Here is a 26746-nt window from a genome sequence, read left to right on the forward strand (position 1 = left end):
CCCTTCAGGCCGCTTTGTGTCTGTGCGTGGACGTCAGATTTGCAGGATCTCGGCCAGTTCCCGGTAAACATCCTCATTGGCGGCGATCAGCGGATTGCCGCGGGTGAGGCCGTCGCCGGCGAGAAAGTCGCTGGTTTTCAGGCCGGCGGCGCGGATGACGGCGAGCGCGCCGAGACAATCCCAGGAATTGATGTGCATCTCGGCATAGCCGAGCAGCCGGCCGGCCGCCACATAGCACAGGCCAAGCGCGCCCGAGCCGTCGCGGTAGAACATGCCGCCACGTTCGAGAAAGCGGGAAAAGGCCGGCAGGAAACGGCTGGCCGGCAGGCGCGTCGAATAGCCGAAAGCGATCATGCCGTCGCGGATGCTGCGGCCGGGATGCCTGCCGACCGGTTCACCGTTCAGCGTTGCCGGAAAGCCGATGCCGCCTGCAAACAGCTCGCCCCTTTCCGGTGCATAGACCATGCCGAACCGCAATTCTCCTTCCTGCACGAAGGCGATCGACACGCACCACCCGGACAGCCCGGAAATGAAGGGTTGCGTTCCGTCGATGGGGTCCACCACCCAGATGCCCTGCCCCGGGCCGAAAGCGGTCTGTCCCGTCTCCTCGCCGAGAAAGGCATCCTGCGGAAAGGCTTTTTCCAGGCGCTCGCGGATCAGCAGTTCGGTATTGAGATCGGCTTCGCTCGCCATGTCCTGCACGCCCTTGCTGTGGATTGTCAGGATGTCCCGCTTGCGGAAATAGCCGCGTGCGAGATCGCCGGCATCGGAAATGAGCCGGAGGGCGAAATCGTAGCGGGCGGAAAGGCCGGCGGTGTCGGGCATGGCGGAAGCTCCTTGCACAGGGATCAGGCCCAGAGACGGGCGGCACCGCGCACGCCGCTCGCATCGCCATGGACGGCGCGGCGGATCGGCGTGTGGAAGACGGTGGAGAAGATGCGCCTGCCGAGCGCTGCCGGCAGATCGTCGTAGAGTTCGTCGATATTCGACATGCCGCCGCCCATGACGAGCACATCCGGATCGAGAGTGTTGACCACGCTCGCCAGACCGCGCGCCAGCCGGTCGACATAGCGCTCCCACAGCATCCGGGCCAGCCGGTCGCCGTTGCGCATCCTGTCGACGATGTCGCGCGCCTTCGAAGCCTCGCCGGCATGGCGGGCATATTCGGCTTCGAAAGCGCGGCCGGAAACCCAGGTTTCCATGCAGCCGTGACGGCCGCAATAGCAGGCCCGGCCGGGTATTTCCGTCACATCGGGAAAGGGCAGAGGATTGTGCCCCCATTCGCCGGCGCTGTTGTTGGGACCGTGATGCGCCTTGCCGCCGATGGCGATGCCGGCGCCGGCACCGGACCCCAGGATGACGGCGAAAACCACATTGTGGCCGACGCCCGCGCCGTCGGCCGCCTCGGAGGCCGCGAAACAGTCAGCGTCGTTTTCGACGCGGATCTCGCGCCGGATGGCCTCGCGCAGATCCTTTTCCACCGGCTGGCCGAGCAGCCAGGTGGAACTTGCCCCCTTGCCGCGCCGGCTTACCGGTTCGAGGCTGCCGGGAATGCCGATGCCGATCGTTCCGTCACGGCCGGTTTTGGCCTCCAGCGCATCGATCAGCTCCACGATGATGCGGATGCAGCCGGCATAGTCGTGACGGGGCGTATCGCGGCGCAGCCGCGCCAGTTCGCGGCCGTCCCGCTCCATGGCGACGGCCTCGATCTTCGTACCACCCCAGTCGATCCCGATCAGCATCCTCTTCCTCCCCCGCTTTCTTCGGCGGCCCGGAAGCGATTCCGGAAACGCATGGATGATCTCCCTTCGTCGTCGCGGTGGCGGCCGATCAGATATCCTGGCTGGCGGGCAGGATGACGATATCGCGAATGGTGACGTTGCGCGGGCGCGTCAGCATGAAGAGCAGCGCCTCGGCCACTTCGGACGGCTCGATCAGGCTGCCGTTGGCCTTCGCCTTTTCAAGATTTTCCTTCGGCCAGTCCTTCAGGAGGCCGGTGATGACCGGGCCCGGCGCAATCGAGCCGACGCGGATGCCGTGTTTGATCAGCTGGCGGCGGAGCGTATAGGCAAGCGTCAGCACGGCGTGCTTGGAGGCGGAATAGACCGGCTCCCAGGGGATGTGCTCGTAGCCGGCGACCGAGGTGGTGATGACGATATCGCCCGTCTTGCGGCCGATCATGTGCGGCAGCACGGAATGGACGCTGCGATAGACGGCGTTGATGTTGAGTTGCAGCATCCGGTCGAAAGCGTCCGGATGGCCGTCGACCAGGTCGCCGCCGATATAGCTGCCGGCATTGGCGTGGAAAACGTCGAGCCGCCCCGCCCGCTCAAGGATCGCCGGCATCATCCGGTCGATGCTGCCGTTGTCGAGCAGGTCGACGGTAAGCGGGATAGCGCCGGCGCCGAGCTCCGCGCAGGCCGTCGCCAGTTCCTCTTCCGCCCGGTCGATCAGGATGACCGTCGCCCCCGCCTCGATACAGGCCCTTGCGCAGGAAAGGCCGATACCTCCCGCTGCGCCGGTGATTGCGACCACTTTTCCGTCAAGCGATTCCGCCATGTTCATATCTCCTCCCGAAATTCGTTGCCCGCCGGCCGATGCCGGTCAATCAGCGCCCGTGCAGGCGACAAGGCCGGTGCCGCCGCTGCGCATCGACTGATGAAAATTGCCGGTGCATCGCCGGCGTAAGGGCCGCTCAGCACCAGCGGCCGACGGAATCTCCCCTCTTTTTCAAGAGCCATGATCTCGACCGGGATCTCCCTGATCGTGATCGTCGGTCCGAGGTGGTCGGAACCCGGTCCGCTATTCCGGTTTGGCTGGTCGGCATGCATGGGCGTCACGTCGATCTTGCGATTTCATCCTTTTGGTAAAACCATGTTAGTCAAATTGTATTTTTAAGCAACATATTGTGCGGATGAAAATGCAATGCGGAGAAACAGGCCTGCCACAAGCGGCAGAATGGGGACCGCAATGCAGTATTTTATGCTGCATTGCGTCATATCACAACAAATAGATGTTTTCACCCGTCGCCGTAGAGACGGGGACTTTCCAGCGAAAGATAGCGCTGATGCATGAGGCAGGCGGCGCCAAAGGCCGAGCCGAGGTCGGCGCGCGGGTTCAACTGCACGACGGGCAAGGGAAAGCCGCTGCTCTGGGCCGCCTGCATATGGGCGATCAGGCGGGCTGCGACCAGCGGATAGAGCTGGGCGACGGAGCCGCCGAGGACGATGCGGTTGGCGTCGACGATGCGACAGGTCTGCACCAGCGCATAGGCAAGCGCCTTCGCCCATCCTTCCGCGATGGAGACGGCGTCGGGCGCGCGGTCGCGCACGTCGGCGAGGAAATCGTCGAAACTTGCGGCCGGACGCATGGTCACCGTCCGGTATTCGGCAAGAATGCTCGTCAGCCCGACGATCTGCTCGAGACTGCGGCCCTGCCCGGGCTTGCCTTCGGCGTGCATGTGGCCGATTTCGCCGGCAAGGCCGTGACCGCCGCGAAAAAGCTTGCCGTCGATGAGGATGCCGCTTCCGACGCCGCTTTCCATGACGACGAACAAGGTGACGCCGCTATGGATTTCGGCGTCGTCATAGGCGGCTCCGATGGCGAAGGCGTTGGCGTCGTTTTCCACATGCACCGGCGCCTGGAAGGGAAGATGGCGCAAGGCGAGTTCGGTGAGGTTGACGTTTTTCCAGCCGAGCAGCGGCGCAAGATGGACGATGCCGTCGAGGGTGAACTGGGCGGGCGTGGAAATGCCGATCCCTTCGCATTGCGCCAGACGGTCCGGCGGAAGATCGGCGCATGCAAGCTTCACCGCGTGGCGGATGGCGTCCTCGACGCTGTGGGTGGGACCGTCGAAAGGATCGGTGCGGGTGCGCACGATATCGGCGCGCAGATCGATCTCCACGGTGCTGATATGCTCGACGCCAAGCTCGATGCCGAGAAAGAAGACCGCGTCGGGCACCAGCTCTAGCATGACGCCGGGGCGGCCGACCCGGGAACGGCCGGGTCGCGCCTCGCGCGCCTCCTGGACTTCCCGCACCATGCCCGCCGCCGTCAGTTCCGCGATGATGTGGCCGGAAGACGAGCGATTCAGGTTGAGGATCCGCGCCAGATCGGCGCGGCTCAACTGCCGGGCGCGATGCAGCGCCTGCAAGGCGGCGATCTCGTTGGCCTGGCGTATCTTCCGCGGTGAACTGGCGAGAAGGTTCGGTTCTATCACGGTCTGCTTTCGTTTCTGGCAGAAGGGTCCTGCGGGCCGCCGCCGGTTCGGGATCGGAGCGGACCGCCGCATCATGCGCGTTGCATCTATCGTTTTTGGCGCTATCCGTCAGCCCTTATTCCTCAGGGCCGCGCATTGGTTTCCCGCCGTCGCCGGGCCTCGGCCATCTTCTGGTCGATGAACTGCTTTGCATGGGCGGCAAGCGGGCCGTTGTCCGTCCAGGTGTCGCGCCAGATCGCGCAGGCGACGGTCAGAGCCTCATCGACGACCGCGCCGGAGAAGGATTCGAAGGTGATGTCGCGCCGATAGCCGATGTCGAGCAACGCATCGAAGATCCGGTCGAAATCGATGACCCCGTCTCCAAGATAGCCGCGGTTGCTCTCGCCGATATGGAAGTAGCCGATCTTGTCGCCGGCAAGCCGGATGGCGGCGGCCGGATTGGCCTCCTCGATGTTCATATGGAACGTGTCGAGATGCAGGCGCACCGTATCGGAGCCGGTTTCCGCGATGAAGGCCAGGCCCTGGGCAGCGGTGTTCAGCAGGTTGGACTCGAAGCGGTTGACGATTTCCAGCACCAGATCGACGCCGGCCTTGTCCGCGATCTCCGCCGTTCCGGCGATGGCGGCGACACTGTTGCGACGGCCGCGATCGCTGGGGGTGCGGGCATATTTCGTATGGGCGGAATAGAGGATGCCGCCGAGCTTGGAGCCGCCGATGTCGCGCACCGCCCGCACCGCATCCGCAAGAACGGCCTTCCCCCGCTTCACCACGTCCGGATCCTCGCTCGATACGTCGGCGGCCGGCGGCAATCCCATGGTGACGGCGATATCCAGATCGAGCGCCTTCGCCCGCTGGCCGAGCCGGTCGAGATTGAACTTCTCCGGCTTCAGATAGGCCAGCTCGATCAGCCGGTAGCCGCTGGCCGCGGATTTCTCCATCGCATCGATCAGCGAATCCTCCGTTCCCCCATCCGTCCAGACGAATGAATGAATGCCCAGTCGCGCCATGGTATCCTCCGGCTCCATATTTGATGTTATACGCAACAAAATATCTTTACGGAGATGTGTCAAGCGTTCTTCCGCGCTTGCCGAAGATCTTCCCCCTGTTGGAAATGGGGGTGGGAGGGCGCTGGAATCCGTGCGTTTCAGCCGGTTGGCGGCATTTTCTCTGAATTGGCGAAAGCTCTCCGATCGGGCAAAGGCTCATATACTCCCGTCCTTCGGCGGGAATTCATAGGGCAATCCTCATTTGAAAGTTTAGGCAACAAATATTGCACCGATCATCAAGATCGGTTACACCCGATGACAGGGCGTTCCGGCTGAGAGGAGCTGTCGGAGCGCGCCCGGCGATCCGCCGCTTCGACAGGCGTGCGGATGTGCTGCCGCAATCCTTATCGTTGTCCTGGGAGGAAACAGATGAATATGAGATTGAGAATGGGCATGGTCGCGCTCGTCGCCGGCCTGATGGCAAGCACGGCGCCCGCGTTCGCCGATTTCTGGTCGGATGCGGGGGCGAAGTTCAAGGGCGTCACCCTGCACGGCGTCACGGAGAGCACGCCGCCCTCCAACTATATCAAGGATGTCCTTGCGCCCGAATTCGAGGAGAAGACCGGCATCAAGGTGGAGATCGAGACGACGTCCTGGGACCAGATGTACGACAAGGCGATCAAGGACATGGAAGCCAAGACCGGCATCTATGACATGATCTACATCGAACAGGATATCGTCTACGCCTATCTCGCCCGCAACTTTCTCGTCGATGTCACCCAAAGCCTGAAGGACGATCCCTCGCTGAAGGCCCCGGGATTCGATGAATCGCATTTCACGACCTTCGCGAACTATTTCCGGGGCGAGAACGGCGACCTCTTCGGCGTGCCGATGGAGGCGTTCATCAAGATCTATCTCTACCGCAAGGACCTTTTCGAGGATCCGAAGATCCAGGAGGCTTTCAAGGCCAAGACCGGCAAGGATCTCGCGCCGGCCAAGACCCATGAGGACTATACCCAGATCGCCGAGTTCTTCACCGAATACGGCAAGGAGAACGGCCTCGACCTCTGGGGCACCACCGCCCAGGCCCATACCGGGCATCCGGCGTCCTGGTATGAATATGTCGAATCCGTCGCCCCGACCTTCGGCGTCTACAACTGGGGCATCAACGCGGAGAAGAACTATGCCGCCACCGTCGAGAATGGCGGCTCGATGAACAGCGACGAGGCCAAGGCCGCGTTGAAATACTGGCTGCATCTGCGCGATATAGCGCCGCCGGAATCGGCCGCCAGCACCTGGACGGAGGTCGCCAGCACATTTGCCGCCGGCCGTGCCGCGCAGGGCCTGGTCTATGGCGAGAACGCGGCCTGGATCGCATCGGACGCCGAAAAGTCCAAGGTTGTCGACAAGGTCGGCGTCGCCCTGCCGCCGGTCTCCGATGGGGTGATGGCCGACGCGGAATCCGGCAAGGGCTATATCGGCTATTACGACGGCGGCGCCTTCGGGCTTCCGGTGACGTCGAAGAACCGTGATGCGGCTCTGCTCTTCCTGCAATATATCGGACAGGATTCCGTCCAGAGCGGCTGGGCCGTCGCCGCGCCGCGCATCACCAACACGGCGACCTATGACGATCCGGCCGTGAAGGAGATGGATGCCAGGCTCGGCGGCTACTACACGATGCTGAAGGACGAGGGCAAGCTTTTCGCCGGCGCGCCGCCCTTCCCCTTCCATGCCCAGGTCCGCGAGGTCTGCGCGTCGATCTTCTACAAGATCCTGACCGGCCAGATCGGTCCGGACGAGGGTCTGGATCAGATGGCGCAGGCTACGGAAAAGGAACTCACCAACCTCGGTTACCGCAAGTAAGACACCAACCGTCCGGGATCGCCGCCGTCATCGGCCGGCGGCGATCCCGCCTTGACCGGAGGCGGCGGCGCGAGGGATCGCGGTGGCGCTCTCCTTCATCACAAGGGGAGAGTCTTCTTCATGGGATCGAACAGAACCGGCTGGTTGCTGCTGACGCCGACGCTCGTCATCCTCGGCGTTTTCGGTATCCTGCCCTTCATCTACGTCCTCTGGGTTGCGTTTCACCAATGGAACGCCTTCGGTGCAAATCCGTACATGATCTACAACGGCGCGGACAATTTCCGCCGCCTCGTCTTCGACACGGAATTTCTCGAATCCATCTGGTTCACCTTCCAGTTCGGTTTCTTCGCGGTGGTCAGCGAAATCGTGCTGGGCTATTTCCTGGCCCAGTTCCTGATGCGCGATTTTCCCGGCAAGGCGGTGTTCCGCACCCTTCATACCCTGCCGCTGATCGTCGCGCCGATCGTCGTGGGGTCGGTCTGGCGGCTGATGATGACGCCCAGCATCGGCATCATCCCCTATTTCCTGGATGCCTGGTTCGGCTATCAGCTCAATATCGGCAGCAATGCCGGCGCCGCCTTCGTCGTCACCGTCATCATGGACATCTGGCACTGGACGCCGCTCGTGACGCTGACGCTGCTGGCGGCGATCGTCGCCCTGCCGAAGGACCCGTTCGAACAGGCGCAGATCGACGGCGCGAACCGCTGGCAGATCTTCTGGCACATCACGTTGCCGATGATCCGCCCGGCCATCCTCGCCACTGTCTTTATCCGGCTCATGGATGCGCTGCGCACGGTGGACGAGATCTGGATGCTGACCGGCGGCGGCCCGGGTTCGGCCACCCGCTACATCGGCCTGCATATCTGGAAGGTGGTGTTTCCCAAGACGGATTACGGTTACGGTTCGGCGATTTCCGTCATCGTGCTCTATCTCACCCTCGTCCTGTGCTGGCTGCTCTATGTCGGTCTCGTCGCCCCGCGAAACGGGAGGAGAACGTGATGCGCAAGAGCAATCCCCTTCTCATGACGCTGTTCTGGCTTCTGCTGAGCATCGCGACACTGTTTCCGATCTACTGGCTCTTCGTCATTTCGGTGAAGCCGGCCGTGGACCTGTTCACGGCCCCCAGCGTCATTCTCGATTCCTTCTACTGGAACAATTACGCCAAGGTGCTGACGGACGACACGCTGCGCCGCTACATGCTCAACTCGGTAATCATCTCCAGCGGCAACGCCGTGCTCGTCACCGTTCTGGCGTTCATGGCCTGCTATGCGCTGTCGCGCTACGATCTTGCGGGCAAGGAGAATATCTTCTTCTGGACGATCACCAACCGCATGGCGCCCGCCGCCGTGTTTCTGCTGCCGTTCTTCCTGCTGTTCACGCAGGTTTTCGCCATCGGCGATTTCCGGCTCTACGATACCCGCATCGGCATGATCCTGCTCTACTGCACGTTCAACCTGCCCTTCGCCATCTGGACCCTGCGGCCGACGATAGACGCGATCCCGCGCGAACTCGACGAGGCTGCGACGGTCGACGGGGCGTCCTCCTGGCAGGTCATCACCGAAATCGTCTTCCCGCTCGCCCGTCCCGGCCTCGCCGTGACGCTGATCCTTACCTGGGTCTTCGCCTGGAACGAGTTCCTGCTGGCGGCGACGCTGACGAGTTTCAACGCCCGCACCATCACCACGGGACTTTCGGAATATGTGACCACGACCGGCACGGAATGGGGCACGATGGCGTCCATCGCCATCATCACCCTCATCCCGGCGATCGTCGTCTTCGCGGTCGTCCAGCGGCACATCGTCGCCGGCCTGACCTTCGGCGCGGTAAAGGAGTGATCGATGAGCCAACGATCCGACGAATCCGACGCATCTGCGCCCGTGCGCCCGGCGCGTCGCGGCTTCCTGCCCATCGTGACCAACTGGTTCGATCGGCTTTTCATCGGGATCTACCTGTTCGTGGCGCTTGAACTGCTGTGGATGCGCTTCCTCGAACAGTCGATCCCTCTTGCCGTCTGCCATGTCCTGGCGATCGCGCTTGCGGCGTTGATCGTCTGGAAGGGTTGACCGGCCCGGACGAGAGAGGTGGGTGATGAAGGCGCTGGTGCTTGAAGAAAAACGGAAACTGTCGCTACGCGACTTCCCGATCGAACAGGAGGAGACGCTTGGACCGCATGACGTCCGCATCAAGCTGCATACGGTCGGAATCTGCGGATCGGACGTGCACTACTATACCCATGGCGGCATCGGCGTCTTCCAGGTGAAGGCGCCGATGATCCTCGGTCACGAGGCGTCCGGCACGGTCATCGAGGCCGGCGGCGAGGTCACCACGCTGCGGGTCGGCGATCGTGTCTGCATGGAGCCCGGCATCCCCGATCCGATGAGCCGCGCGACCCGGCTCGGCCTCTACAATGTCGATCCGGCGGTGCGCTTCTGGGCGACGCCGCCGGTGCACGGCGTACTGCGGCCGACGGTGGTCCATCCGGAAGCCTTCACCTTCAGGCTGCCGGACAATGTTTCCTTCGCCGAGGCCGCGATGGTCGAGCCGCTTGCCGTCGGTGTCCATGCCGCGACCAAGGCGCAGATCCGTCCGGGCGACACCGCGCTGGTCATCGGAGCCGGTCCGATCGGCCTCGTCACCGTGCTGTCGGCGCTTGCCGCCGGTTGCGCCCGCGTGTTCGTCACCGATGTCGACGACGGCAAACTGGAGCTTGCGTCCCGTCTCGGCGCCGTCACGCCCGTCAATGTTTCGCGGGACGATCCCGTAAAGGCCATCATGGCGGCGACGGAGGGCTGGGGCGTCGAGATCGTCTTCGAATGTTCCGGCAGCCCGAAGGCGGCGGCGGGGGTCTTCGATCCGCTCTGCCCGGCGGGCCGGGTGGTGTTCATCGGATCGCAGGTGCACGACATCGCCTATAGCGTCGGCAAGGCGATGGTGCGGGAGGCGCGGGTGGAGCATGTCTTCCGCTATGCCCACGTCTTTCCGCGCTGCGTGGCGATGCTTGCCTCCGGCGCAATCGACGTCCAGCCGCTGATCACCCGCACCTTCGGCTTCGAGGACAGCGTCCGGGCCTTCGAGATCGCTGCGTCGGCGCCGAAGGGGGAAGTCAAGATGCAGATAGAACTGCCGCAATAAGGGGAGCGACAATGGCAGAAGTCACAATCAGGGACATCGTCAAGCGCTATGGCGAAGTGGAAATCATCCATGGTGTGAACGTCGATATCCGCGATGGCGAGTTCGTCGTTCTCGTCGGTCCCTCCGGCTGCGGGAAATCCACGCTTCTGCGGATGATCGCCGGGCTGGAGGAGATTTCCGGCGGCGAGATGCGGATCGGCGGCCGGATCGTCAACACCGTGCCGCCAAAGGACCGCGACATCGCGATGGTGTTCCAGAGCTATGCGCTCTATCCGCACAAGACGGTGGCGGAAAACATGGGCTTCTCCCTGAAGATCAAGGGCGCTTCAAAGGCGGAGATCGACGCCAAGGTCCGGCAGGCGGCCAGCGTCCTCGACCTCGAAAAGCTGCTCGACCGCTATCCGCGGCAGCTTTCGGGCGGACAGCGCCAGCGGGTGGCCATGGGGCGCGCCATCGTGCGCGATCCGCAGGTGTTCCTGTTCGACGAGCCGCTCTCCAATCTCGATGCGAAACTGCGCGTCGCCATGCGCGTCGAGATCAAGGAACTGCACCAGCGCCTGAAGACGACGACGATCTATGTCACGCACGACCAGATCGAGGCGATGACGATGGCCGACAAGATCGTCGTGATGAAGGACGGCTATGTCGAGCAGATCGGCGCGCCGCTGGAACTTTACGACAAGCCGAACAACGTGTTCGTCGCGGGCTTCATCGGCTCGCCGTCGATGAATTTCATCCAGGGCCGCATCCGGAGCGAGGGCGGGGCGCAGCGGTTCGTCTCCGACCACGGCACGGTGCTTCCCGTCCGTCCGTTGCCGGTCGAGGACGGTCATCCGGTGATCTACGGGGTGCGTCCGGAACATATCGCGCTCGGTGCCGAGGGGGTGACGGTGCGGGTGGCCGTGGTCGAGCCGACCGGCGCGGAGACGCAGCTTTTCTCGCGGGCGGGCGAAGACGTCATCGATGCGCTTCTGCGCGACCGCGTCGACGTGCGCGCCGGCGACACCGTCCATTTCGTCATCGATCCCGGCCGCGTCCATATCTTCGACGCACAGACGAAGCGGCGGCTCACCTGAAACCCCGAGACAAGAGGAGACGAGCGGATGGATTTTTCGGGCAAACGCGTCATCGTGACCGGGGCCGGCAAGGGCATCGGCCATGCCACGGTCCGCATGCTGGCGGAACGGGGAGCGGAGGTCGTCGCCCTCTCGCGCTCCAGGGCCGATCTCGATGCGCTGGCGGCTGACACCGGATGCGCGATCATCGCGGTGGATCTTGCCGACGCCGATGCGACGCGCGCCGCGGCGCTGAAAGCGCTGCCGGCCGATCTTCTCGTCAATTGCGCCGGCACCACGGCGCTCGAATCCATATTCGACGTCACGGTGGAGAACTTCGACCTGCTGATCGCGGTCAATACCCGCGCCCCGCTCATCCTGACGCAGGAATATGCGCGCGACAGGGTGAAGCGGGGGCAAAAGGGTGCGGTCGTCAATGTCTCCAGCATGGCGGCCTTCCAGGGGGTGATCGACCATGCCGCCTATTGCGCCTCCAAGGGCGGGCTCGACGCGATGACCCGCGTCATGGCCAACGAGCTTGGCCCGCACGGTATCCGGGTGAATTGCGTCAATCCCATCGTCACCCTGACGCCGATGGCGGAAAAGGCCTGGAGCGATCCGGAGAAGGCGAATTTCATGCTGTCGCGCATCCCGCTCGGCCGTTTCGCGCTGCCGGTCGATATCGCGGAGGTGATCCTGTTCCTGCTCTCCGACGCCGCGGCCATGGTCACCGGCCAGTCGCTGATGGTCGACGGCGGTTTTCGCGCCGCCTGACCGGGCGCCGGTTTCTCCGGCAAGGCCCGATGCCGAAGGCGGGGCGCGGCGAGGATTCTCGACGATTGCCGAAACGGGGAAAAATGGCTATATGCGGGTCATGGAATCCAAGTTCGGATGCACATATTCGCAGATTGTCGTGTTGCAGGACCACAAGCGCCTGCCGGCACGCTTCTTCGCGCGTGTATTCGGGGCGCCCACCGGTCGCCTATCCTGATCGCTTCTGCGATCGCCGGCACCTGCCGCCCCTTTTTCATTGTCCCGATCCCTCTACACGGATGAAGAGCCATGAGCGCACCCCGTACTCTCTATGACAAGATCTTCGACGACCATATCGTCAGCCGCCAGGAAGACGGCACCTGTCTTCTCTATATCGACCGCCACCTCGTTCACGAAGTGACGAGCCCGCAGGCTTTCGAAGGGCTGCGCATGGCCGGCCGCAAGGTCCGCGCCCCGGGAAAGACGCTCGCCGTCGTCGACCATAACGTGCCGACCTCGGCGGACCGCCATCTCGGCATCAAGAACGAGGAAAGCCGCATCCAGGTCGAGGCGCTGGCGAAGAACGCCGCGGACTTCGGCGTCGAATACTATTCGGAAAAGGACAGGCGCCAGGGCATCGTGCATATCGTCGGCCCCGAGCAGGGTTTCACCCTGCCGGGCATGACCATCGTCTGCGGCGACAGCCATACCTCCACGCATGGAGCCTTCGGCGCGCTGGCGCATGGCATCGGCACCTCGGAGGTCGAGCATGTGCTCGCCACCCAGACGCTGATCCAGAAGAAGGCCAAGAACATGCTGGTGCGCGTCGACGGGAAGCTTCCCGAAGGCGTCACCGCCAAGGACATCATCCTCGCCATCATCGGCGAGATCGGCACGGCCGGCGGCACCGGCCACGTCATCGAGTTCGCCGGCGAAGCGATCCGTTCGCTCTCGATGGAAGGTCGCATGACGATCTGTAACATGACGATCGAGGGCGGCGCCCGCGCCGGCCTCATCGCGCCGGACGAGACGACCTTCGAATATATCAAGGACAAGCCGCGTGCGCCGAAGGGCAAGGCGCTGGAGATGGCGCTCGACTACTGGAAGACGCTGCATACCGACGAAGGCGCGCATTTCGACCGGGTCGTCGTGCTCAACGCCGCCAATCTGCCGCCGATCGTTTCCTGGGGTTCCTCGCCGGAAGACGTCGTCTCCGTGCAGGGTATCGTGCCGAACCCGGACGATATCGAGGACGAGACCAAGCGTTCGTCCAAGTGGCGGGCGCTCGACTACATGGGCCTGGAGCCCGGTACGAAGATCACGGATATCGCCCTTGACCGCGTCTTCATCGGTTCCTGCACCAATGGCCGCATCGAGGACCTGCGTGCCGTCGCCAAGGTCGTCGAGGGTCGGAGGGTCGCCGCCACCGTCGACGCCATGATCGTTCCGGGCTCCGGCCTCGTGAAGGAACAGGCGGAAGCCGAGGGTCTCGACAAGATCTTCAAGGAGGCCGGTTTCGACTGGCGCGAGCCGGGCTGCTCCATGTGCCTGGCCATGAACGACGACCGCCTGAAGCCGGGCGAGCGCTGCGCCTCGACCTCGAACCGCAACTTCGAGGGCCGCCAGGGCTTCAAGGGCCGCACGCATCTCGTGTCGCCGGCCATGGCCGCCGCTGCGGCGATCGCCGGCCACTTCGTCGATATCCGCGACTGGACGTGATCCCATAAGGCCGCCGCCGCCCATCGCGGCGGCGGCCCCCGTCCCGCTGCGACGGGCGGGGCTTGTTCCCGGCGGGTGGCGATCTCTAGATTCTTGTTTTTACGCATTGTCCGACGCCGCAGCGATTTCGCTTCGGCTGGAAATGCTCTAGCTTCGCCTCGCCTGGACGCAATGCGCGGCCGGGCCGATTCGAGGCGGGATGGCGGACGGAACGCAGAGCGGACAGAGACGGGCGGGGCGGCTCGGCATCGGCGGCTGGATGCTGTTCGACTGGGCGGCGCAACCGTTCTTCACGGTTGTCACGACCTTCGTCTTCGGCCCCTATCTCGTTTCCCGGCTGGCGGACGATCCGGTCAGCGGGCAGGCCGCCTGGAGCTATACGCTGACCATCGCCGGCGTCGCCATCGCGCTGCTTGCGCCGGCGCTCGGGGCGATCGCCGATGCCTCGGGCCTTCGCAAGCCGTGGATCGGCGTCTTCGCCGTCATCAAGATCCTGTCGCTTTCAGCGCTCTGGTTCGCGGCGCCGGGAAGCGGTCTCGCCTTCGCCATGACGATGATGGTCCTGGCCACGGTCGCCGCGGAATTCTCCATCGTCTTCAACGATTCGATGATGCCGAGGCTCGTTCCTCCCGCCGAGACCGGACGGGTTTCCAATATCGCCTGGGGGCTCGGTTATCTGGGCGGCATGGTCGTGCTGATCGCCGTCGTCGGCTTTCTTGCGACCGATCCGGAAACCGGGCGGACGGCCCTCGGGATCGAGCCGCTTGTCACCCTCGACGCCGCCCGGGGCGAAGACGCCCGCATCACCGGGCCGATCGCCGCGCTGTGGTATCTCGTGTTCGTGATACCGATGTTCCTCTTCACGCCCGACGGCGACAGGGGCCTGCCGGCGCTGGCGGCGGTGCGCACCGGGATTGCCGAGATGACGGGGACGCTGAAGGACCTGCGCCGGCGCAGCGGTATCCTGCGCTTTCTCATCGCCCGCATGGTCTATCAGGACGGCGTCAACGGATTGCTCGCGCTCGGCGGCACCTTCGCCGCCGGCATGTTCGGCTGGCGTACGATGGAACTCGGCATCTACGGCATCATCCTCAATGTCGTGGCGATCGGCGGCTGCCTCTACGCCAGCCGGCTCGACCGCCGCCTCGGCTCGAAGGTGGTGGTGGCGGCGAGCCTCTTCTGCCTCGTCGTGGCGACAGTCGGCATCGTTTCGACCGGCCCGGGCTTCACCCTCTTCGGTCTGGTGCCGCTGCCGCCGGGCGACAGTGGCGGCCTGTTCGGCACGGCGGCGGAAAAGGCCTATATTCTCTTCGGCCTGCTGATCGGCGTCGCCTTCGGCCCGGTGCAGGCTTCCGCCCGTTCCTATCTGGCGCAAAGCGTGCATCCGGACGAGGCCGGGCGCTATTTCGGGCTTTATGCGCTGTCCGGCCGCGCCACGTCGTTCCTCGCGCCGCTTTCGGTGGGGCTCGTCACGACGGCCACCGGCTCGGCCCGTCTCGGCATGGCGATGCTGATCGCCTTCCTCGTCGCGGGCCTCGTGCTGCTGTTGCGCACGCCCTATCCCGCCGATCGCGAACGGTCCTGAACGGCGCTCGACGTTGACGCCGAGCGCCGGTTTGGAAGGCCCGGCTGAGAGCGGTTCTGGTTTCGCAGAACTACCCTATCTCTTTGTTTTGGCTATATTTCCGGACGCATAACCGTTTCACGCTTTTGCGGGAAATGCTCTAATGCCGGAAATGGCGCATGCCGGTGAAGACCATGGCGACGCCGGCCTCGTCGGCCGCGGCGATCACTTCGGCGTCGCGCATCGAGCCGCCCGGCTGGATCACCGCGGTCGCTCCGGCGGCGATGGCCGAAAGCAGCCCGTCCGCGAAGGGCAGGAAAGCCTCGGAGGCAACCGCCGAGCCGCGCGTCAGCGGTTCGGCAAGGCCCATGCTCCGGGCCGCCTCCTCCGCCTTGAGGCCGGCGATACGAGCGGAATCGACACGGCTCATCTGGCCGGCGCCGATGCCGGCGGTCTGGCCGTCCCGGGCATAGACGATGGCGTTCGATTTCACATGCTTGGCGACCTTGAAGGCGAACTTCATGTCCTCCAGCTCCTGAGGTGTCGGCGTGCGCTTCGTCACGACCCGCAGTTCCAGGTCCTCGACCATGCCGTCGTCGCGCGTCTGCACCAGCAGCCCGCCGGCCACCGTCTTGGCGGCAAGGCCGGGCGTGCGCGGATCGGGCAGCGCGCCGGTGACGAGAAGCCGCACGTTTGGCTTGGCGGCGATGACGGCGCGCGCCTTGTCGTCGGCCTCCGGTGCGATGATGACCTCGGTGAAGAGCTTCACGATCTCTTCCGCCGTTTCGCCGTCAAGCGTCGAATTGAGCGCGATGATGCCGCCGAAGGCCGAAACCGGATCGCAGGCGAGCGCGCGGCCATAGGCTTCCTTCAGCGTGCGGCCGACCGCGACGCCGCAGGGGTTGGCGTGCTTGATGATCGCGCAGGCCGGGCCGTTTTCCGGCCGGAATTCGGCCACCAGCTCGAAGGCCGCGTCCGTGTCGTTGATATTGTTGTAGGAGAGCTGCTTGCCCTGGATGAGGGTGGCCGTCGCCACGCCGGGCCGGTTTTCGCCGGTGAGGTAGAAACCCGCCTTCTGATGCGGGTTCTCGCCGTAGCGCATCTCCTCCTTCAGCACGCCGCCGAAGACCCGGTGACGCGGCATGGCGATCGCCAGCGCCTCGGCGAACCAGCTGGAGATCGCCGCATCATAGGCGGCGGTGCGCGCGAAGGCCCTGGCGGCCATATGCTGGCGGAAGCCATAGGACGTGGAACCGTCTGCCAGTTCGTCGAGCAGCGCGGAATAGTCGGCCGGGTCGGTGACGATCGTCACATAGGCATGGTTCTTGGCCGAGGCACGGATCATCGCCGGTCCGCCGATATCGATATTCTCCACGGTCGTCGGATAATCGCCGCCCTTGGCGCGAACGTCCTCGAAGGGATAGAGATTGATGACGGCAAGGTCGATCGCGCCGATGCCGTGCGCGGCCATGGCCTCGACATGATCCTCATCGTCGCGGATCGCCAGCAGGCCGCCATGGACGGCGGGATGCAGCGTCTTTACGCGCCCGTCCATGATTTCCGGAAAGCCCGTGACCTCGGAAACGTCGGTGACGGCGAGCCCCGCCTCGCTCAACGCCTTGTGGGTGCCGCCGGTCGACAGAAGCCGGACGCCCTTTTCGGCAAGCGCGCGCGCGAGATCGACGATGCCGGCCTTGTCGGATACCGACAGCAGCGCGGTGCGGACGGCGACGCGGTCGGGAGCGGGAATCTTCTTCGAGATGACGGCCATGGGACACTCCGTTCTGGGGGCCCCGAGCGGGAGGAAAGAAAATGGGGCCGGGTGGTCATGCGCCCGGTTACCACAGGCCGGACCGTGAGAAAACCTCGAAACCGCAGCGTTCTCAGCGCTGGCGGATCAAAAGCCATTGCAACTCGGAAATCCTTGCAAGCGGCATTGTCAGCATCAGCTGGCGGGACGGCCGTATGCCGGAGGGGTCGGCGAAAAAGACGTCTTCTTCCTCCTCCACCGGGGCGTCGATGCAGCTCAGGGACCAGCTTTCCCCATCGGGCGCGACGAGCGACGTCTCGTTTTGCGAAATGCGGTCGAGCCGGATCGACGGGTGGATGTGAAAGCGCACCACCGCGACGCCGCCGGAAAGAGGCGCGTCCGGGGCATTCGGCCGGAAGAAACGCTCGCGCCCGCGCAATTCGTCGCCGGAGGCGGCAAGCCGGATATCCCGCTCGTAAAGCAGGCCGAAGGCTTTCAGATAGCCGTCGTGGGTCGCGATGACGCCGTCCGCGCCCGCCTGCGGCTCATAACGCGATGCCTCGACCTTGCGCACGCCGCCGATGAGGATCGGTCCGAGAAAGGACGAGGTGGAGATACGGGAGGAGGACGTGTCGTTGAGTGTCGCGACGGTATGGGCAGCCGTCATGCGCGACATCCGGCGGATCGCTTCGCCGGCGAAGCGCGGCCGGCCCGCATTGACGATGAAGCGGTTGCGTCCCGAGGACATTTCGAAGGACAGCGTGCCGGCCGCAGCCGTTGCCGAAAGCGCCACGGATTGCGGCGCGCCGGTATCCATCAGCACCACCGTTTCGCCCGCCGCCAGCCGGTCGTAGCGTAGCGACGGCAGCGCCTTGAACGGCGCGCCGCCGGTCTCGTCGTAGCGCAGCGCCGACATCAGCTCGTTGGCGAGCGTATAGGTGGCGCCGTTGAAAAGCGCGAGTTCGCCGCCCTGATGCCGGAAGAAGCGCAGCGCCGGATAGATGCGGTCGATACAGGGGATCAGCTGGGCCGGAACGTCGTGGCCGAGGTTCACATAGGTCTGGCGCAGCGGCAGCAGGTCGAGAAGTAGATCGAGCGCGGCGCGGGGATTGCGCGAACAATGGCCCCCGTCGGCAAGGAACTGGCGGATGAGTTCGGCATCGAGATTGCGCGCGGCGCGGCGCATGGCGGAAGCGGGGGCCGGCATGGCGATGGACGCCATGGAAAGCGCGATGCGCACGCGCAGCTTCTGCTCGCCATCGCGGGTCGTATCGGCGACATGACGCAGATAACGCACCTGAAAGGCCAGCGATTTCAGGAACCGGCGGTAGAAGGCGTAATCGGCATCCTTGAGCACCACCGGCGAATGGGACAGCCAGGCGATGATGCGCTGGGCAATGACGTCCGGCCGCCAGGCGAGGCCGCCGATCGTCTTGCCGTGGCTGTGCAGCCAGTCGTCGACGAGGAAACGGGCGGTCGCCGCCGCTGTCGCGGGATCGATCAGCCGCAGATGGCGCAGCCAGCGGAAGGAATGGAGCCTTACGGCGAAACGCTCCGACGGCAGTTCGAGCGCAAAAGGCGACTCGCCGTCGCAATCGAGAACCCGTCCGGCGAGCGGAAAACGGCCGAGGGCGATTTCCTCTCCGGCGAAGGAATCGGCCGGATGGAGGTCCGTCGGCGCGACGATCAGGCGATCGGGCGTCGAGCCCGAAAAACGCAATGTCGAGACCCGGCCCACGGCGAGCCTGCGGGAGAAACGCCGCCATCCCTCACGCATATACAGATAGAGAAGCCGCTGCCCGTCGGAAAGCTGCATTGTCGAGAATGCCTCCTGCGCTATTGGTGTAGGCGCAGGACGGGAGTCCCGTCAATTCGCATCCGGCAAGGGCCTGTTGATGACCGTCAAGGAACGGGTAGGTATCGGCCAGGCTTTTGGGGGCTGTCAGCCGGCTTTTTGCAACCGCACCGCGTAAAACCCGTCGAGACCGCCGGTGAAGCCCTCTGTCGGGGCAAGCATGGCCGGCGTCGTTCGAAACTCGCCAAGCGGCGTCACGGCTTCTTCCAGTCCCGGCCAGTCCGCCGGGTCGACGGGAACGCGCTGCCAGTCGGGATTGTCCGCGAGCACGCGTCGCGTGACGTCCTCGCCTTCGGCCGGATCGAGCGAGCAATTGGAAAACACCACTTCGCCGCCCGGGCGCACCAGCGTCAACGCGTGGCGCAGCAGCTTTTCCTGTAGCCGCGCCAGCTTCTCGATGTCCGCCGGACCCTTGGTCCACAGGACGTCCGGATGCCGCCGGATCGTTCCGGTGGAAGAGCATGGCGCGTCGAGAAGGACCGCGTCCAACGGGGTGTGCGGCCGGAAATCGACCATGTTGATTTCGATCATCTCGACCGAAAGACCGAGCCGCTCCAGATTGCCGGAGAGCCGCTTCAGCCGGTTGGCGGACTGGTCGAGGGCCGTCACCCTGGCGCCGGCCAGCGCCAGTTGCGCCGTCTTGCCGCCGGGCGCGGCGCAGAGATCCGCGACGCTGCGGCCCGCCAGATCGCCGAACATGCGGGCCGGCAGCGTAGCGGCCGCGTCCTGCACCCACCAGGCGCCCTCTGCAAATCCTTCGAGCGACGGGATCGCCCCGGAAGACGGGCGAAGCCGCACCGAACCGGTCGGCAGCACATGTCCGTCGAGCCGCTCCGCCCATGCGCGAGGGTCGGATTTCACCGTCAGGTCGACGGCGGCGGGATCCAGCAATGCGGCGTCGATCTGCGCGGTATGGTCGGCGCCGTAAACGGCGACCAGCCGCTGGCGGAACCAGTCGGGAATGACCGGCACGACGCCGATGGCTGCAAGATGCGCGCCCTTTTCGCGCGAGAGGCGGCGCAGGACGGCATTGGTGAGGCTGGCGAAGCGGCGGTTGCGCGGGTCGATCTGCGCCTGTTCGACCGCAAGGTCGACCGCCGAATGGTCGGGAATGTCCAGATAGAGGATCTGCGCCGCGGCGACCGTCAGCACGTGTTGCAGCGCGCGCGCGCCGTCGGGCAGTGGCGTGCCCACGAGGGAATCGAGGATCGTCTCGATGCGGGGCAGATGGCGCAGCGCCGTGTTGAGGATGGCGCGCACGAGCGCCCGGTCGGCCTCGGAAAGCTGGCGGTAGACGGGCGTGCCGTTTTCGGCGTCGAGCATGCCGTCGAGCGACGTCTTGCGATCGACCACCGCCGCCAGGATGCGGGCGGCGGCCTGCCGCGCCCTCAGGCCCGGTTTTTCCGGCCGGGCGTCCTCGGCCTCTCGCCGGCCGGACGGCCTGCGGGCTTTGTGTTTCGGGTGCGTTCGTCGTTCGTCATCTGTCAAGACCAGGGACCCTTGGGTGGTTTGGAGCCGCGCCCCCAGCCCGTCGTCGGAACGGAGCGCGATTTGCGCACCGGATTATCAGCCCTGACCGGCGCCGTCGAGCGCGCGTGCGTGTTCCGCGCCATTTCTTCGAGCGCGGCGATGCGGTTGCCGGTGTCCGGGTGGGTCGAGAACAGATTGTCCATGCGCTCGCCCGACAGCGGGTTGATGATGAACATATGCGCGGTCGCCGGGTTGTGTTCGGCGGCCGCGTTGGGAATGCGATCGGCCGCAAGCGCGATCTTGCGAAGCGCCGAGGCAAGCCAGAGCGGGTTGCCGCAGATTTCCGCGCCGCGGCGGTCGGCGGAATATTCCCGGGTCCGGCTGATCGCCATCTGTACCAGCATGGCGGCGAAGGGCGCGACCACCATGGCGATCAGCACTCCGATGAAGCCGAGCGGATTGCTGTTTTCCCGGCTGTTGCCGCCGCCGAAGAACAGGGCGAAATTCGCCAGCATGGAGATTGCGCCGGCGATCGTCGCGGTCAGCGTCATGGTCAGCGTGTCGCGGTTCTGCACATGGGCAAGCTCATGCGCCATCACGCCGGCGACTTCCTCGTAGCTCAGCGCGCGGAGAAGACCGGTCGATGCGGCGACGGCGGCGTTCTGCGGGTTCCGTCCCGTGGCGAAGGCGTTCGGCTGCTCGCTGTCGATGACATAGACGCGCGGCATGGGCAGCCCCGCGCGCCGGGCCAGATCGCGCACGATGCCGTAATATTCCGGGGCAGAGCGCTCGTCGACTTCCTTCGCGCCGTACATGGACAGCACCATGCGATCGGAATTCCAGTAGGAGAAGAAGTTCATGGCGATGGCGATGACGAGCGCGATCATCATGCCGCCCTTTCCGCCGATCAGCAGCCCGACGCCCATGAAGAGCGCGGTCATGAAGGCGAGAAGCATGGCTGTGCGAACGATATTCATCCTGTGTCGGTTCCTTCAGAGGGCCGGCGATATCCGGAATTTCACGTGAAACGGTCCTTTCCTGCGGGCGTCCCCGCCCTTATATGATGGGAAGCCAACAGGAATTCTTCAATATCGGCAAGGAACGGCGATTTTCATGCAAAGCGATAACGACAATCGCGCCGACGGTCGCAAGGCTCTCCCGCCGGCGGCCGTGCGCGCGCTGAAGGAGGCCGAGGCGCGCCGGCAGGCGGCAAAGCCATCCCCGGCCGCGCCAGAGTTCGGCGGCCGCGGCGGCGCCGACCCGGCCCGCTTCGGCGATTGGGAAATCAAGGGCCGAGCAATCGATTTCTGATCCCCGGCTGCGGGTAGGGCTTCCGGCTGGCCGGCCGCCGCCCGATATCGTCGGAGACGCGATCCCAACCATGGGGATCGCGTCTGTCCGTTATCGGTGTTCCTATTTTGCCCGTTCCTGCACGAAATCGCTCAGGATCCCCGCGGCGACCGAGATCTTGGCGAGTGTCGCCTCGCCGGTCTCCGTCAGCGCCGAAAGCCGGCTGGTGACGCGCGCCAGCCGCTCGCTGTCGGCCTGCTGCCAGCCGGCAAGCGGATGCTTTTCGTCCTTGTGGCGGGCGAGCACCGTCGTGGCGAGATCACGGCGCGCATTGGTGATATCCCGCAGGGCGCGCTGGAGCGCGAGCGCTTCGTAGAGGTCGCCGGCCGGGGCGCGGCTTGCGGCGACCAGCAGCCTGCCGATATTGAGCGAGGTGCTGATGCCGGCGAAGGCCTGCGCCGTCCTGACGAGCGGATCGCCGGTCCTTGCGGCGATCAGCATGACGTCGGGAACGAAGATCATCGACGCAAGCAGGGTGACCTCGTCGGCAAGATCGGCCGGGACGCCGCTGTCGCGAAGCGCCTGGGCCCGGCGGCGAACCTCTTCGCCAGCCTGTTCCGGCATCAGGCTCTCGATATGCGGGCGAAGCTGCTTCAGGGCCTTCTGCAACCGTTGAACCGTCTCATCCATCGGCCCGCTGATCGTGCCGGTGGTCAGGAGCAGGCCGGTGACGGCGGCATGGATGCGGCCGATCTCCTCATAAAGATCGTTCTGCACCGCGCCGTGCACCAGGGTATCGAGGGCGTCGACGCGGTCGTAAAGCGCGTTGAGACCGTAGCCGTCCCGGGCGATCACCGCGGCCTTCACCACATCGGCGGTGACGAAACCGGTGCCGTCGGTCAGCGTGCTGACGAAAGCCGGTCCGCCGCGGTTGATCACCTCGTTGGCGAGAACCGTGGCCACGATCTCGCGCCGCAGCCGGTGCGAGCGGATGTCTCCGGCATAGGCCTTCTGCATCTTCACCGGGAAGTAGCCCATCAGCGTCGGCTCGAAATAGGGCTCGTCCGGCAGGTCGCTGAGGATCAGCTCGTCGAAAAGCGCCAGCTTGGAATAGGACAGCAGCACGCCGATTTCCGGCCGTGTGAACGCCTTGCCGGCCTGATAGCGCTCGTTGATCGCCTGATCGTCCGGAAGCATCTCGACCTTGCGGTTGAGCCGGCCGGTCGCTTCGAGACGGCTCATGAGCCGGCTCAGCGGCGCGCGGTTTGCCGCCGCCTGTCGTTCGGCAAGCGAGAGCGCCAGCGACTGGAGGTAATTGTTGGCGAGCACGAGATGCGCCACCTCGTCGGTCATCGCGGCCAGCAGCACGTTGCGCTTGTCGCGCGTCAGGCGGTTTTCGCGCATGGCCGGGGCGAGCGCGATCTTGATATTGACCTCGAGGTCCGAGGAATTGACGCCGGCCGAATTGTCGATGGCGTCGGAGTTGCATCGCCCGCCCTTCAGGCTGTAGGCGATCCGGCCGCGCTGGGTCACGCCGAGATTGGCGCCCTCGCCGATCACCCGGGCGCGAACGTCCTCGCCGACGACGCGGATCGGGTCGTTGGCGCGGTCGCCCACCTCCGCGTCGGTTTCCGACTGGCCGCGAATGTAGGTGCCGATGCCGCCGAACCAGAGCAGGTCCACCGGCGCCTTGAGAATGGCGCTCATGATCTCGAAGGGTGTCGCCTTCTGCTTCTCGATGCCGATCGCCGCCATTGCCTCGGGCGTGAGCGTCACGGATTTTTCCGAACGCGAGACGATCATGCCGCCTTTCGACAGGAGCGAGCGGTCGTAATCCTGCCAGCTGGAGCGCGGCAGCTGGAACAGGCGGCTGCGTTCGCCATGGGCGGTCTCGGGATCGGGATCCGGATCGAGGAAGATATCGCGATGATCGAAGGCGGCGACAAGCCGGATCTTGCGCGACAGCAGCATGCCGTTGCCGAAGACGTCGCCCGACATGTCGCCGACGCCGGCGACGGTGAAGGGCGTGGTCTGGATGTCGATGTCCAATTCGCGGAAATGCCGCTTGACGGTTTCCCAGGCGCCCCGGGCGGTGATGCCCATGCCCTTGTGGTCGTAGCCGGCGGAACCGCCGGAGGCGAAGGCGTCGTCCAGCCAGAAGTGGGCTTCCTGCGCCAATGCGTTGGCGGTGTCGGAGAAGGTCGCCGTGCCCTTGTCGGCGGCGACGACGAAATAGGGATCGTCGCCGTCGCGGCGCACCGTGTCCGGCGGGGGCACGATCTCCTGGCCGACGATATTGTCGGTCACCGAAAGCATGGTGCGGATATAGGTCTTGTAGGCCTCCGCGCCGGCCGCAAATACCGCCTCGCGGCTGCCGCCGGCCGGGAGCTGCTTCGGATAGAAACCGCCCTTGGCGCCGACGGGAACGATGACGGCGTTCTTGACCTGTTGCGCCTTGACGAGGCCGAGCACCTCGGTGCGATAATCCTGCGCCCGGTCCGACCAGCGCAGGCCGCCGCGCGCGACCTGGCCGAAGCGCAGATGGACGCCTTCCACCTCAGCGCCGTAGATGAAGATCTCGCGATGGGGACGGGGTTCCGGCAGGCCGTCGAGATGCTCGGGATCGAGCTTGAGGGCCAGCGTCGCTGGCGGCTTGCCGTCCGCGTTCCGCTGGAAATAATTGGTGCGCAGCGTCGCCTCGATGGCGTTGATGTAGCGTCGCAGGATACGGTCCTCGTCGAGGCTGGGCACATTGGCCAGCGCCTCCTCGATGGCCCCATTGATTTCCGCCGGCTTGCGTTCGCGCTGGCGTGCCGAAAGACCGGGATCGAGCCGGGCTTCGAACAGCCGGAAAAGGCTTGCCGCGATCGCCGGATATTTGTTGAGCGTATCGGCGATATAGTCCTGGGAATAGGCAATGGCCGTCTGGCGCAGATAGCGCGCATAGGTGCGCAGCGTCGAGATTTCCCGGACGTCGAGGCCGGCGGTCATGGTCAGGCGATTGAACGTGTCGTTGTCCGTCGTGCCGTGCCATGCCGAGAGGAAGGCTTCCTCGAGCATGGCGTTCAGCTTGCCGAGGTCGATTTCCAGCCCGTCACGGTGGCGCAGCTCCATGTCGTGCAGGACGACCTTGCGCATGCCGCCGTTCAGTTCGGCCAGAGCCAGCTCGTGGGTCTGTTCGCTGACGACGCTGAAGCCGAGGTTTTCCAGCAGCGGCACGCGGCGCGACAGCGAGACCGCGGCGCCGGCGTGGAAGATCTTCAGCCCCAGGACATGCGGGTCGCTGATGGCGGTCTTGCGATAGAAGGCGATGCGGATCGGATCTTCCGGCGTCGCGCCGGTGATGAAGCCGAGGTCCGCATGGGCTTCGGAAGGCGTGAATTCGGCCTGATAGCTGGCGTCGGCGATGAGGCGGACGCCATCGAGGCCGGCCAGCGCGACGAAGCGGTCGCTCCAGCGGGTGGCGAGATCGCGCACCGCCTGTTCGAGCTGGGCCTGCGGGATATGGGGCGTCTTGCCTTCGGTGCGGCCGATAATGAAATGAATGCGTGCCAGCCCGCCGTCCGGGAAGGCCGGATAATAGGCCGAAAGGCGGCCGTCATAGACCGTTTTCAGATAGTCGCCGATCTTCTCGCGCACATCGGAATCATATTGCTCGCGCGGAATGTAGACGAGCACGGACACGAAGCGGTCGAAACGGTCGATGCGCGGCAGCACGCGGATGCGCGGACGGTCGGACAGCTCGTTGATCTGCTCGCAGAAGGAGGCCAGCAGTTTCACGTCGATCTGGAAGAGGTCGTCGCGCGGGTAGGATTCCAGCGTGTTGGTCAGCATCTTGCCCGAGTGGCTGTGCGGGTCGTAGTCGAAATGCTCGACGATGCGGGCGACTTTCGAGCGCAGCAGCGGAATCTGCGCCGCCACATGGGTATAGGCCGTGGAGGTGAAGAGGCCGACGATCCGCAATTCGCCGATCACCTTGCCGTTCTCGTCGAAACGCTTCAGGCCGACGTAATCCATGTGGGCGCGGCGATGCACCACGGATTTCACATTGGCCTTGGTGACGATGAGCAGATCGGGTCCTTCGAGGAATTCGACGATTTCCGGCGTGGTCGTCACCGCGTCCCGGCCGAACCGCAGGACGCGAACGTCGGGGTCGGACAAGATGCCGAGGCCGTCGCCGCTGCGCTCCACATTGGCGGTCTCGCCCTTGCCGCTGTAGGTATGTTCGCGCATCCCGAGGAAGGTGAAATTATCGTCGCGCAGCCATTGCAGGAAGGCGAGCGCCTCCTCCTTGTCGGCCTTGCGCCTTGCCGCGGCATGGCGGGCCAGTTCCTCCATGGCCGAATCGAGCCGCGCCAGCATATGCGGCCAGTCGCTGACGGCGAGATGAACCTGGTCGAGCACGGCGCGGATACGCTCGACGATCAGCGCCGCCTCACCGGGCGCAAGCTGCGGCAGATGAATCTCGATGTGGCTGACACGCTGTTGCGGCGTGCTGTCGTCATCCGGCGCGAAGAGTTTCGGTTCCGCCTTGCCGTCGATGACCAGAATCGGATGGATGGCGAGGTAGATGTCGCGATAGGTGCTCGTGACCTCTCCCATCACCGAGTCGTAAAGGAAAGGCTGGTCGTGGGCGGTGACGCAGAGCACGCTGACGGGCTCGCCTTTCAGCGCGAGACCGGCCGGCGTGGCGACGGTCACCCGCGGGCTCTTGCCGTCCCAGGCTTCGATTTCCTGCCGGGCATGGGCGGCGGTCAGCGCCAGCATCCCGCCATCGTAACGCTCGAGGTCGTCCTTGCTGGCGCGACTGAAAAGAATGGCCGGGTCCAGCGTCCGGCTGCCGCTCTCGTTTGCCGCCTGTCTGGCTGCATCGATATATTTCTCACGCTTCATGTTCATTCTGGCACCCAATGGACTGCTTCCCGAATACGATGCCCGGACGTTAGCAGAAGAAAATATGGGCGCAGTGAAAATTGCCCGGCTCGAAGAAAATTCAATCGATTTTGTTCAGGAAAATGCCAAGTCACGGAAAAATAACGGCTCCTTGGGTGTCTTTTGCATCCGCAACCCCGGGAAACGGTGTGAAGAGA

At 64.8% G+C, this 26746-nt stretch carries 21 protein-coding genes; 10 read left to right on the forward strand and 11 right to left on the reverse strand.

Annotated elements, in window-relative coordinates; genetic code table 11:
* Positions 1-33 precede the first annotated feature (33 nt).
* The 6 genes from KYK29_RS13150 to KYK29_RS13175 all read right to left on the reverse strand — a co-directional run bounded on the left by KYK29_RS13150 (position 34) and on the right by KYK29_RS13175 (position 5226).
* Positions 34-825: an inositol monophosphatase family protein gene (locus KYK29_RS13150; protein WP_254691359.1), complete on the reverse strand. Its 792-nt coding sequence runs from the start codon at positions 823-825 to the stop codon at positions 34-36.
* Positions 826-848: 23 nt separating this feature from the next.
* A complete protein-coding gene (locus tag KYK29_RS13155) occupies positions 849-1742 on the reverse strand; it encodes an ROK family protein (RefSeq protein ID WP_254691360.1) in 894 nt (297 codons plus the stop codon).
* Between the two features lie 88 nt (positions 1743-1830).
* Positions 1831-2559, reverse strand: a complete 729-nt coding sequence (locus KYK29_RS13160) for an SDR family oxidoreductase (RefSeq protein ID WP_254691361.1) — start codon at positions 2557-2559, stop codon at positions 1831-1833.
* A gap of 2 nt (positions 2560-2561) precedes the next feature.
* Positions 2562-2831: a hypothetical protein gene (locus KYK29_RS13165; protein WP_254691362.1), complete on the reverse strand. Its 270-nt coding sequence runs from the start codon at positions 2829-2831 to the stop codon at positions 2562-2564.
* 188 nt (positions 2832-3019) lie between these two features.
* Entirely contained in the window at positions 3020-4219 is a 1200-nt protein-coding gene (locus KYK29_RS13170; RefSeq protein WP_254691363.1) for an ROK family transcriptional regulator, read from the reverse strand.
* Positions 4220-4341: 122 nt separating this feature from the next.
* Positions 4342-5226, reverse strand: coding sequence for a sugar phosphate isomerase/epimerase family protein (locus KYK29_RS13175; protein ID WP_254691364.1), 885 nt, complete (start codon positions 5224-5226; stop codon positions 4342-4344).
* A 414-nt stretch (positions 5227-5640) separates the two neighbouring features.
* Between KYK29_RS13175 and KYK29_RS13180 the strand changes: the two genes are divergently transcribed.
* The 9 genes from KYK29_RS13180 (at position 5641) to KYK29_RS13220 (ending at position 15312) form a co-directional block, all read left to right on the forward strand.
* Positions 5641-7068, forward strand: a complete 1428-nt coding sequence (locus tag KYK29_RS13180; protein ID WP_437437253.1) for an ABC transporter substrate-binding protein — start codon at positions 5641-5643, stop codon at positions 7066-7068.
* A 120-nt stretch (positions 7069-7188) separates the two neighbouring features.
* Positions 7189-8067: a carbohydrate ABC transporter permease gene (locus tag KYK29_RS13185; protein ID WP_254691366.1), complete on the forward strand. Its 879-nt coding sequence runs from the start codon at positions 7189-7191 to the stop codon at positions 8065-8067.
* On the forward strand, positions 8067-8903 hold the full coding sequence (locus KYK29_RS13190; protein ID WP_254691367.1) for a carbohydrate ABC transporter permease: 837 nt from the start codon (positions 8067-8069) through the stop codon (positions 8901-8903). The genes KYK29_RS13185 and KYK29_RS13190 overlap by 1 nt, the downstream gene beginning before the upstream one ends.
* A 3-nt stretch (positions 8904-8906) precedes the next feature.
* Entirely contained in the window at positions 8907-9131 is a 225-nt protein-coding gene (locus tag KYK29_RS13195) for a DUF2160 family membrane protein (protein ID WP_254691368.1), read from the forward strand.
* Between the two features lie 25 nt (positions 9132-9156).
* Positions 9157-10200 carry an NAD(P)-dependent alcohol dehydrogenase gene (locus KYK29_RS13200; protein WP_254691369.1) on the forward strand — a complete coding sequence of 348 codons (1044 nt, stop codon included), beginning with the start codon at positions 9157-9159 and terminating at the stop codon, positions 10198-10200.
* A gap of 11 nt (positions 10201-10211) precedes the next feature.
* Positions 10212-11276: an ABC transporter ATP-binding protein gene (locus tag KYK29_RS13205; protein WP_254691370.1), complete on the forward strand. Its 1065-nt coding sequence runs from the start codon at positions 10212-10214 to the stop codon at positions 11274-11276.
* 27 nt (positions 11277-11303) lie between these two features.
* Positions 11304-12029, forward strand: coding sequence for an SDR family oxidoreductase (locus KYK29_RS13210; protein ID WP_254691371.1), 726 nt, complete (start codon positions 11304-11306; stop codon positions 12027-12029).
* A gap of 288 nt (positions 12030-12317) precedes the next feature.
* The gene (gene leuC, locus KYK29_RS13215) at positions 12318-13727 is read left to right on the forward strand and encodes a 3-isopropylmalate dehydratase large subunit (RefSeq protein WP_254691372.1); all 1410 of its coding nucleotides are present in this window, start codon (positions 12318-12320) and stop codon (positions 13725-13727) included.
* Positions 13728-13926: 199 nt separating this feature from the next.
* Positions 13927-15312, forward strand: coding sequence for an MFS transporter (locus tag KYK29_RS13220; RefSeq protein WP_254691373.1), 1386 nt, complete (start codon positions 13927-13929; stop codon positions 15310-15312).
* A gap of 139 nt (positions 15313-15451) precedes the next feature.
* On the opposite strand, the gene purH is transcribed toward KYK29_RS13220, so the two are convergent.
* The 4 genes from purH to htpX all read right to left on the reverse strand — a co-directional run bounded on the left by purH (position 15452) and on the right by htpX (position 21343).
* A complete protein-coding gene (purH, locus tag KYK29_RS13225; RefSeq protein ID WP_254691374.1) occupies positions 15452-17062 on the reverse strand; it encodes a bifunctional phosphoribosylaminoimidazolecarboxamide formyltransferase/IMP cyclohydrolase in 1611 nt (536 codons plus the stop codon).
* Positions 17063-17174: 112 nt separating this feature from the next.
* On the reverse strand, positions 17175-18857 hold the full coding sequence (locus KYK29_RS13230; protein ID WP_254691375.1) for a heparinase II/III family protein: 1683 nt from the start codon (positions 18855-18857) through the stop codon (positions 17175-17177).
* A 126-nt stretch (positions 18858-18983) separates the two neighbouring features.
* Positions 18984-20288, reverse strand: coding sequence for an RsmB/NOP family class I SAM-dependent RNA methyltransferase (locus KYK29_RS13235; protein ID WP_254691538.1), 1305 nt, complete (start codon positions 20286-20288; stop codon positions 18984-18986).
* A 92-nt stretch (positions 20289-20380) separates the two neighbouring features.
* Positions 20381-21343 carry a zinc metalloprotease HtpX gene (htpX, locus tag KYK29_RS13240; RefSeq protein WP_254691376.1) on the reverse strand — a complete coding sequence of 321 codons (963 nt, stop codon included), beginning with the start codon at positions 21341-21343 and terminating at the stop codon, positions 20381-20383.
* A gap of 136 nt (positions 21344-21479) precedes the next feature.
* On the opposite strand from htpX, the gene KYK29_RS13245 reads away from it, so the two are divergent.
* Positions 21480-21677 carry a DUF1674 domain-containing protein gene (locus tag KYK29_RS13245; protein ID WP_254691377.1) on the forward strand — a complete coding sequence of 66 codons (198 nt, stop codon included), beginning with the start codon at positions 21480-21482 and terminating at the stop codon, positions 21675-21677.
* A gap of 102 nt (positions 21678-21779) precedes the next feature.
* Here KYK29_RS13245 and KYK29_RS13250 read toward each other — a convergent pair whose 3' ends face one another.
* Positions 21780-26567: an NAD-glutamate dehydrogenase gene (locus tag KYK29_RS13250; RefSeq protein WP_254691378.1), complete on the reverse strand. Its 4788-nt coding sequence runs from the start codon at positions 26565-26567 to the stop codon at positions 21780-21782.
* Positions 26568-26746 lie beyond the last annotated feature (179 nt).

Source organism: Shinella daejeonensis (assembly GCF_024281235.1).
Classification (GTDB): domain Bacteria; phylum Pseudomonadota; class Alphaproteobacteria; order Rhizobiales; family Rhizobiaceae; genus Shinella; species Shinella daejeonensis.

Bases quoted from the DNA above. Each gene is read 5' to 3' on its own strand.
- KYK29_RS13150 (WP_254691359.1), bottom strand. From the start codon at position 825: ATGCCCGACACCGCCGGCCTTTCCGCCCGCTACGATTTCGCCCTCCGG.
- KYK29_RS13155 (WP_254691360.1), bottom strand. From the start codon at position 1,742: ATGCTGATCGGGATCGACTGGGGTGGTACGAAGATCGAGGCCGTCGCC.
- KYK29_RS13160 (WP_254691361.1), bottom strand. From the start codon at position 2,559: ATGGCGGAATCGCTTGACGGAAAAGTGGTCGCAATCACCGGCGCAGCG.
- KYK29_RS13165 (WP_254691362.1), bottom strand. From the start codon at position 2,831: ATGCATGCCGACCAGCCAAACCGGAATAGCGGACCGGGTTCCGACCAC.
- KYK29_RS13175 (WP_254691364.1), bottom strand. From the start codon at position 5,226: ATGGCGCGACTGGGCATTCATTCATTCGTCTGGACGGATGGGGGAACG.
- KYK29_RS13180 (WP_437437253.1), top strand. From the start codon at position 5,641: ATGAGATTGAGAATGGGCATGGTCGCGCTCGTCGCCGGCCTGATGGCA.
- KYK29_RS13185 (WP_254691366.1), top strand. From the start codon at position 7,189: ATGGGATCGAACAGAACCGGCTGGTTGCTGCTGACGCCGACGCTCGTC.
- KYK29_RS13190 (WP_254691367.1), top strand. From the start codon at position 8,067: ATGCGCAAGAGCAATCCCCTTCTCATGACGCTGTTCTGGCTTCTGCTG.
- KYK29_RS13195 (WP_254691368.1), top strand. From the start codon at position 8,907: ATGAGCCAACGATCCGACGAATCCGACGCATCTGCGCCCGTGCGCCCG.
- KYK29_RS13200 (WP_254691369.1), top strand. From the start codon at position 9,157: ATGAAGGCGCTGGTGCTTGAAGAAAAACGGAAACTGTCGCTACGCGAC.
- KYK29_RS13205 (WP_254691370.1), top strand. From the start codon at position 10,212: ATGGCAGAAGTCACAATCAGGGACATCGTCAAGCGCTATGGCGAAGTG.
- KYK29_RS13210 (WP_254691371.1), top strand. From the start codon at position 11,304: ATGGATTTTTCGGGCAAACGCGTCATCGTGACCGGGGCCGGCAAGGGC.
- leuC (WP_254691372.1), top strand. From the start codon at position 12,318: ATGAGCGCACCCCGTACTCTCTATGACAAGATCTTCGACGACCATATC.
- KYK29_RS13220 (WP_254691373.1), top strand. From the start codon at position 13,927: ATGGCGGACGGAACGCAGAGCGGACAGAGACGGGCGGGGCGGCTCGGC.
- purH (WP_254691374.1), bottom strand. From the start codon at position 17,062: ATGGCCGTCATCTCGAAGAAGATTCCCGCTCCCGACCGCGTCGCCGTC.
- KYK29_RS13230 (WP_254691375.1), bottom strand. From the start codon at position 18,857: ATGCAGCTTTCCGACGGGCAGCGGCTTCTCTATCTGTATATGCGTGAG.
- htpX (WP_254691376.1), bottom strand. From the start codon at position 21,343: ATGAATATCGTTCGCACAGCCATGCTTCTCGCCTTCATGACCGCGCTC.
- KYK29_RS13245 (WP_254691377.1), top strand. From the start codon at position 21,480: ATGCAAAGCGATAACGACAATCGCGCCGACGGTCGCAAGGCTCTCCCG.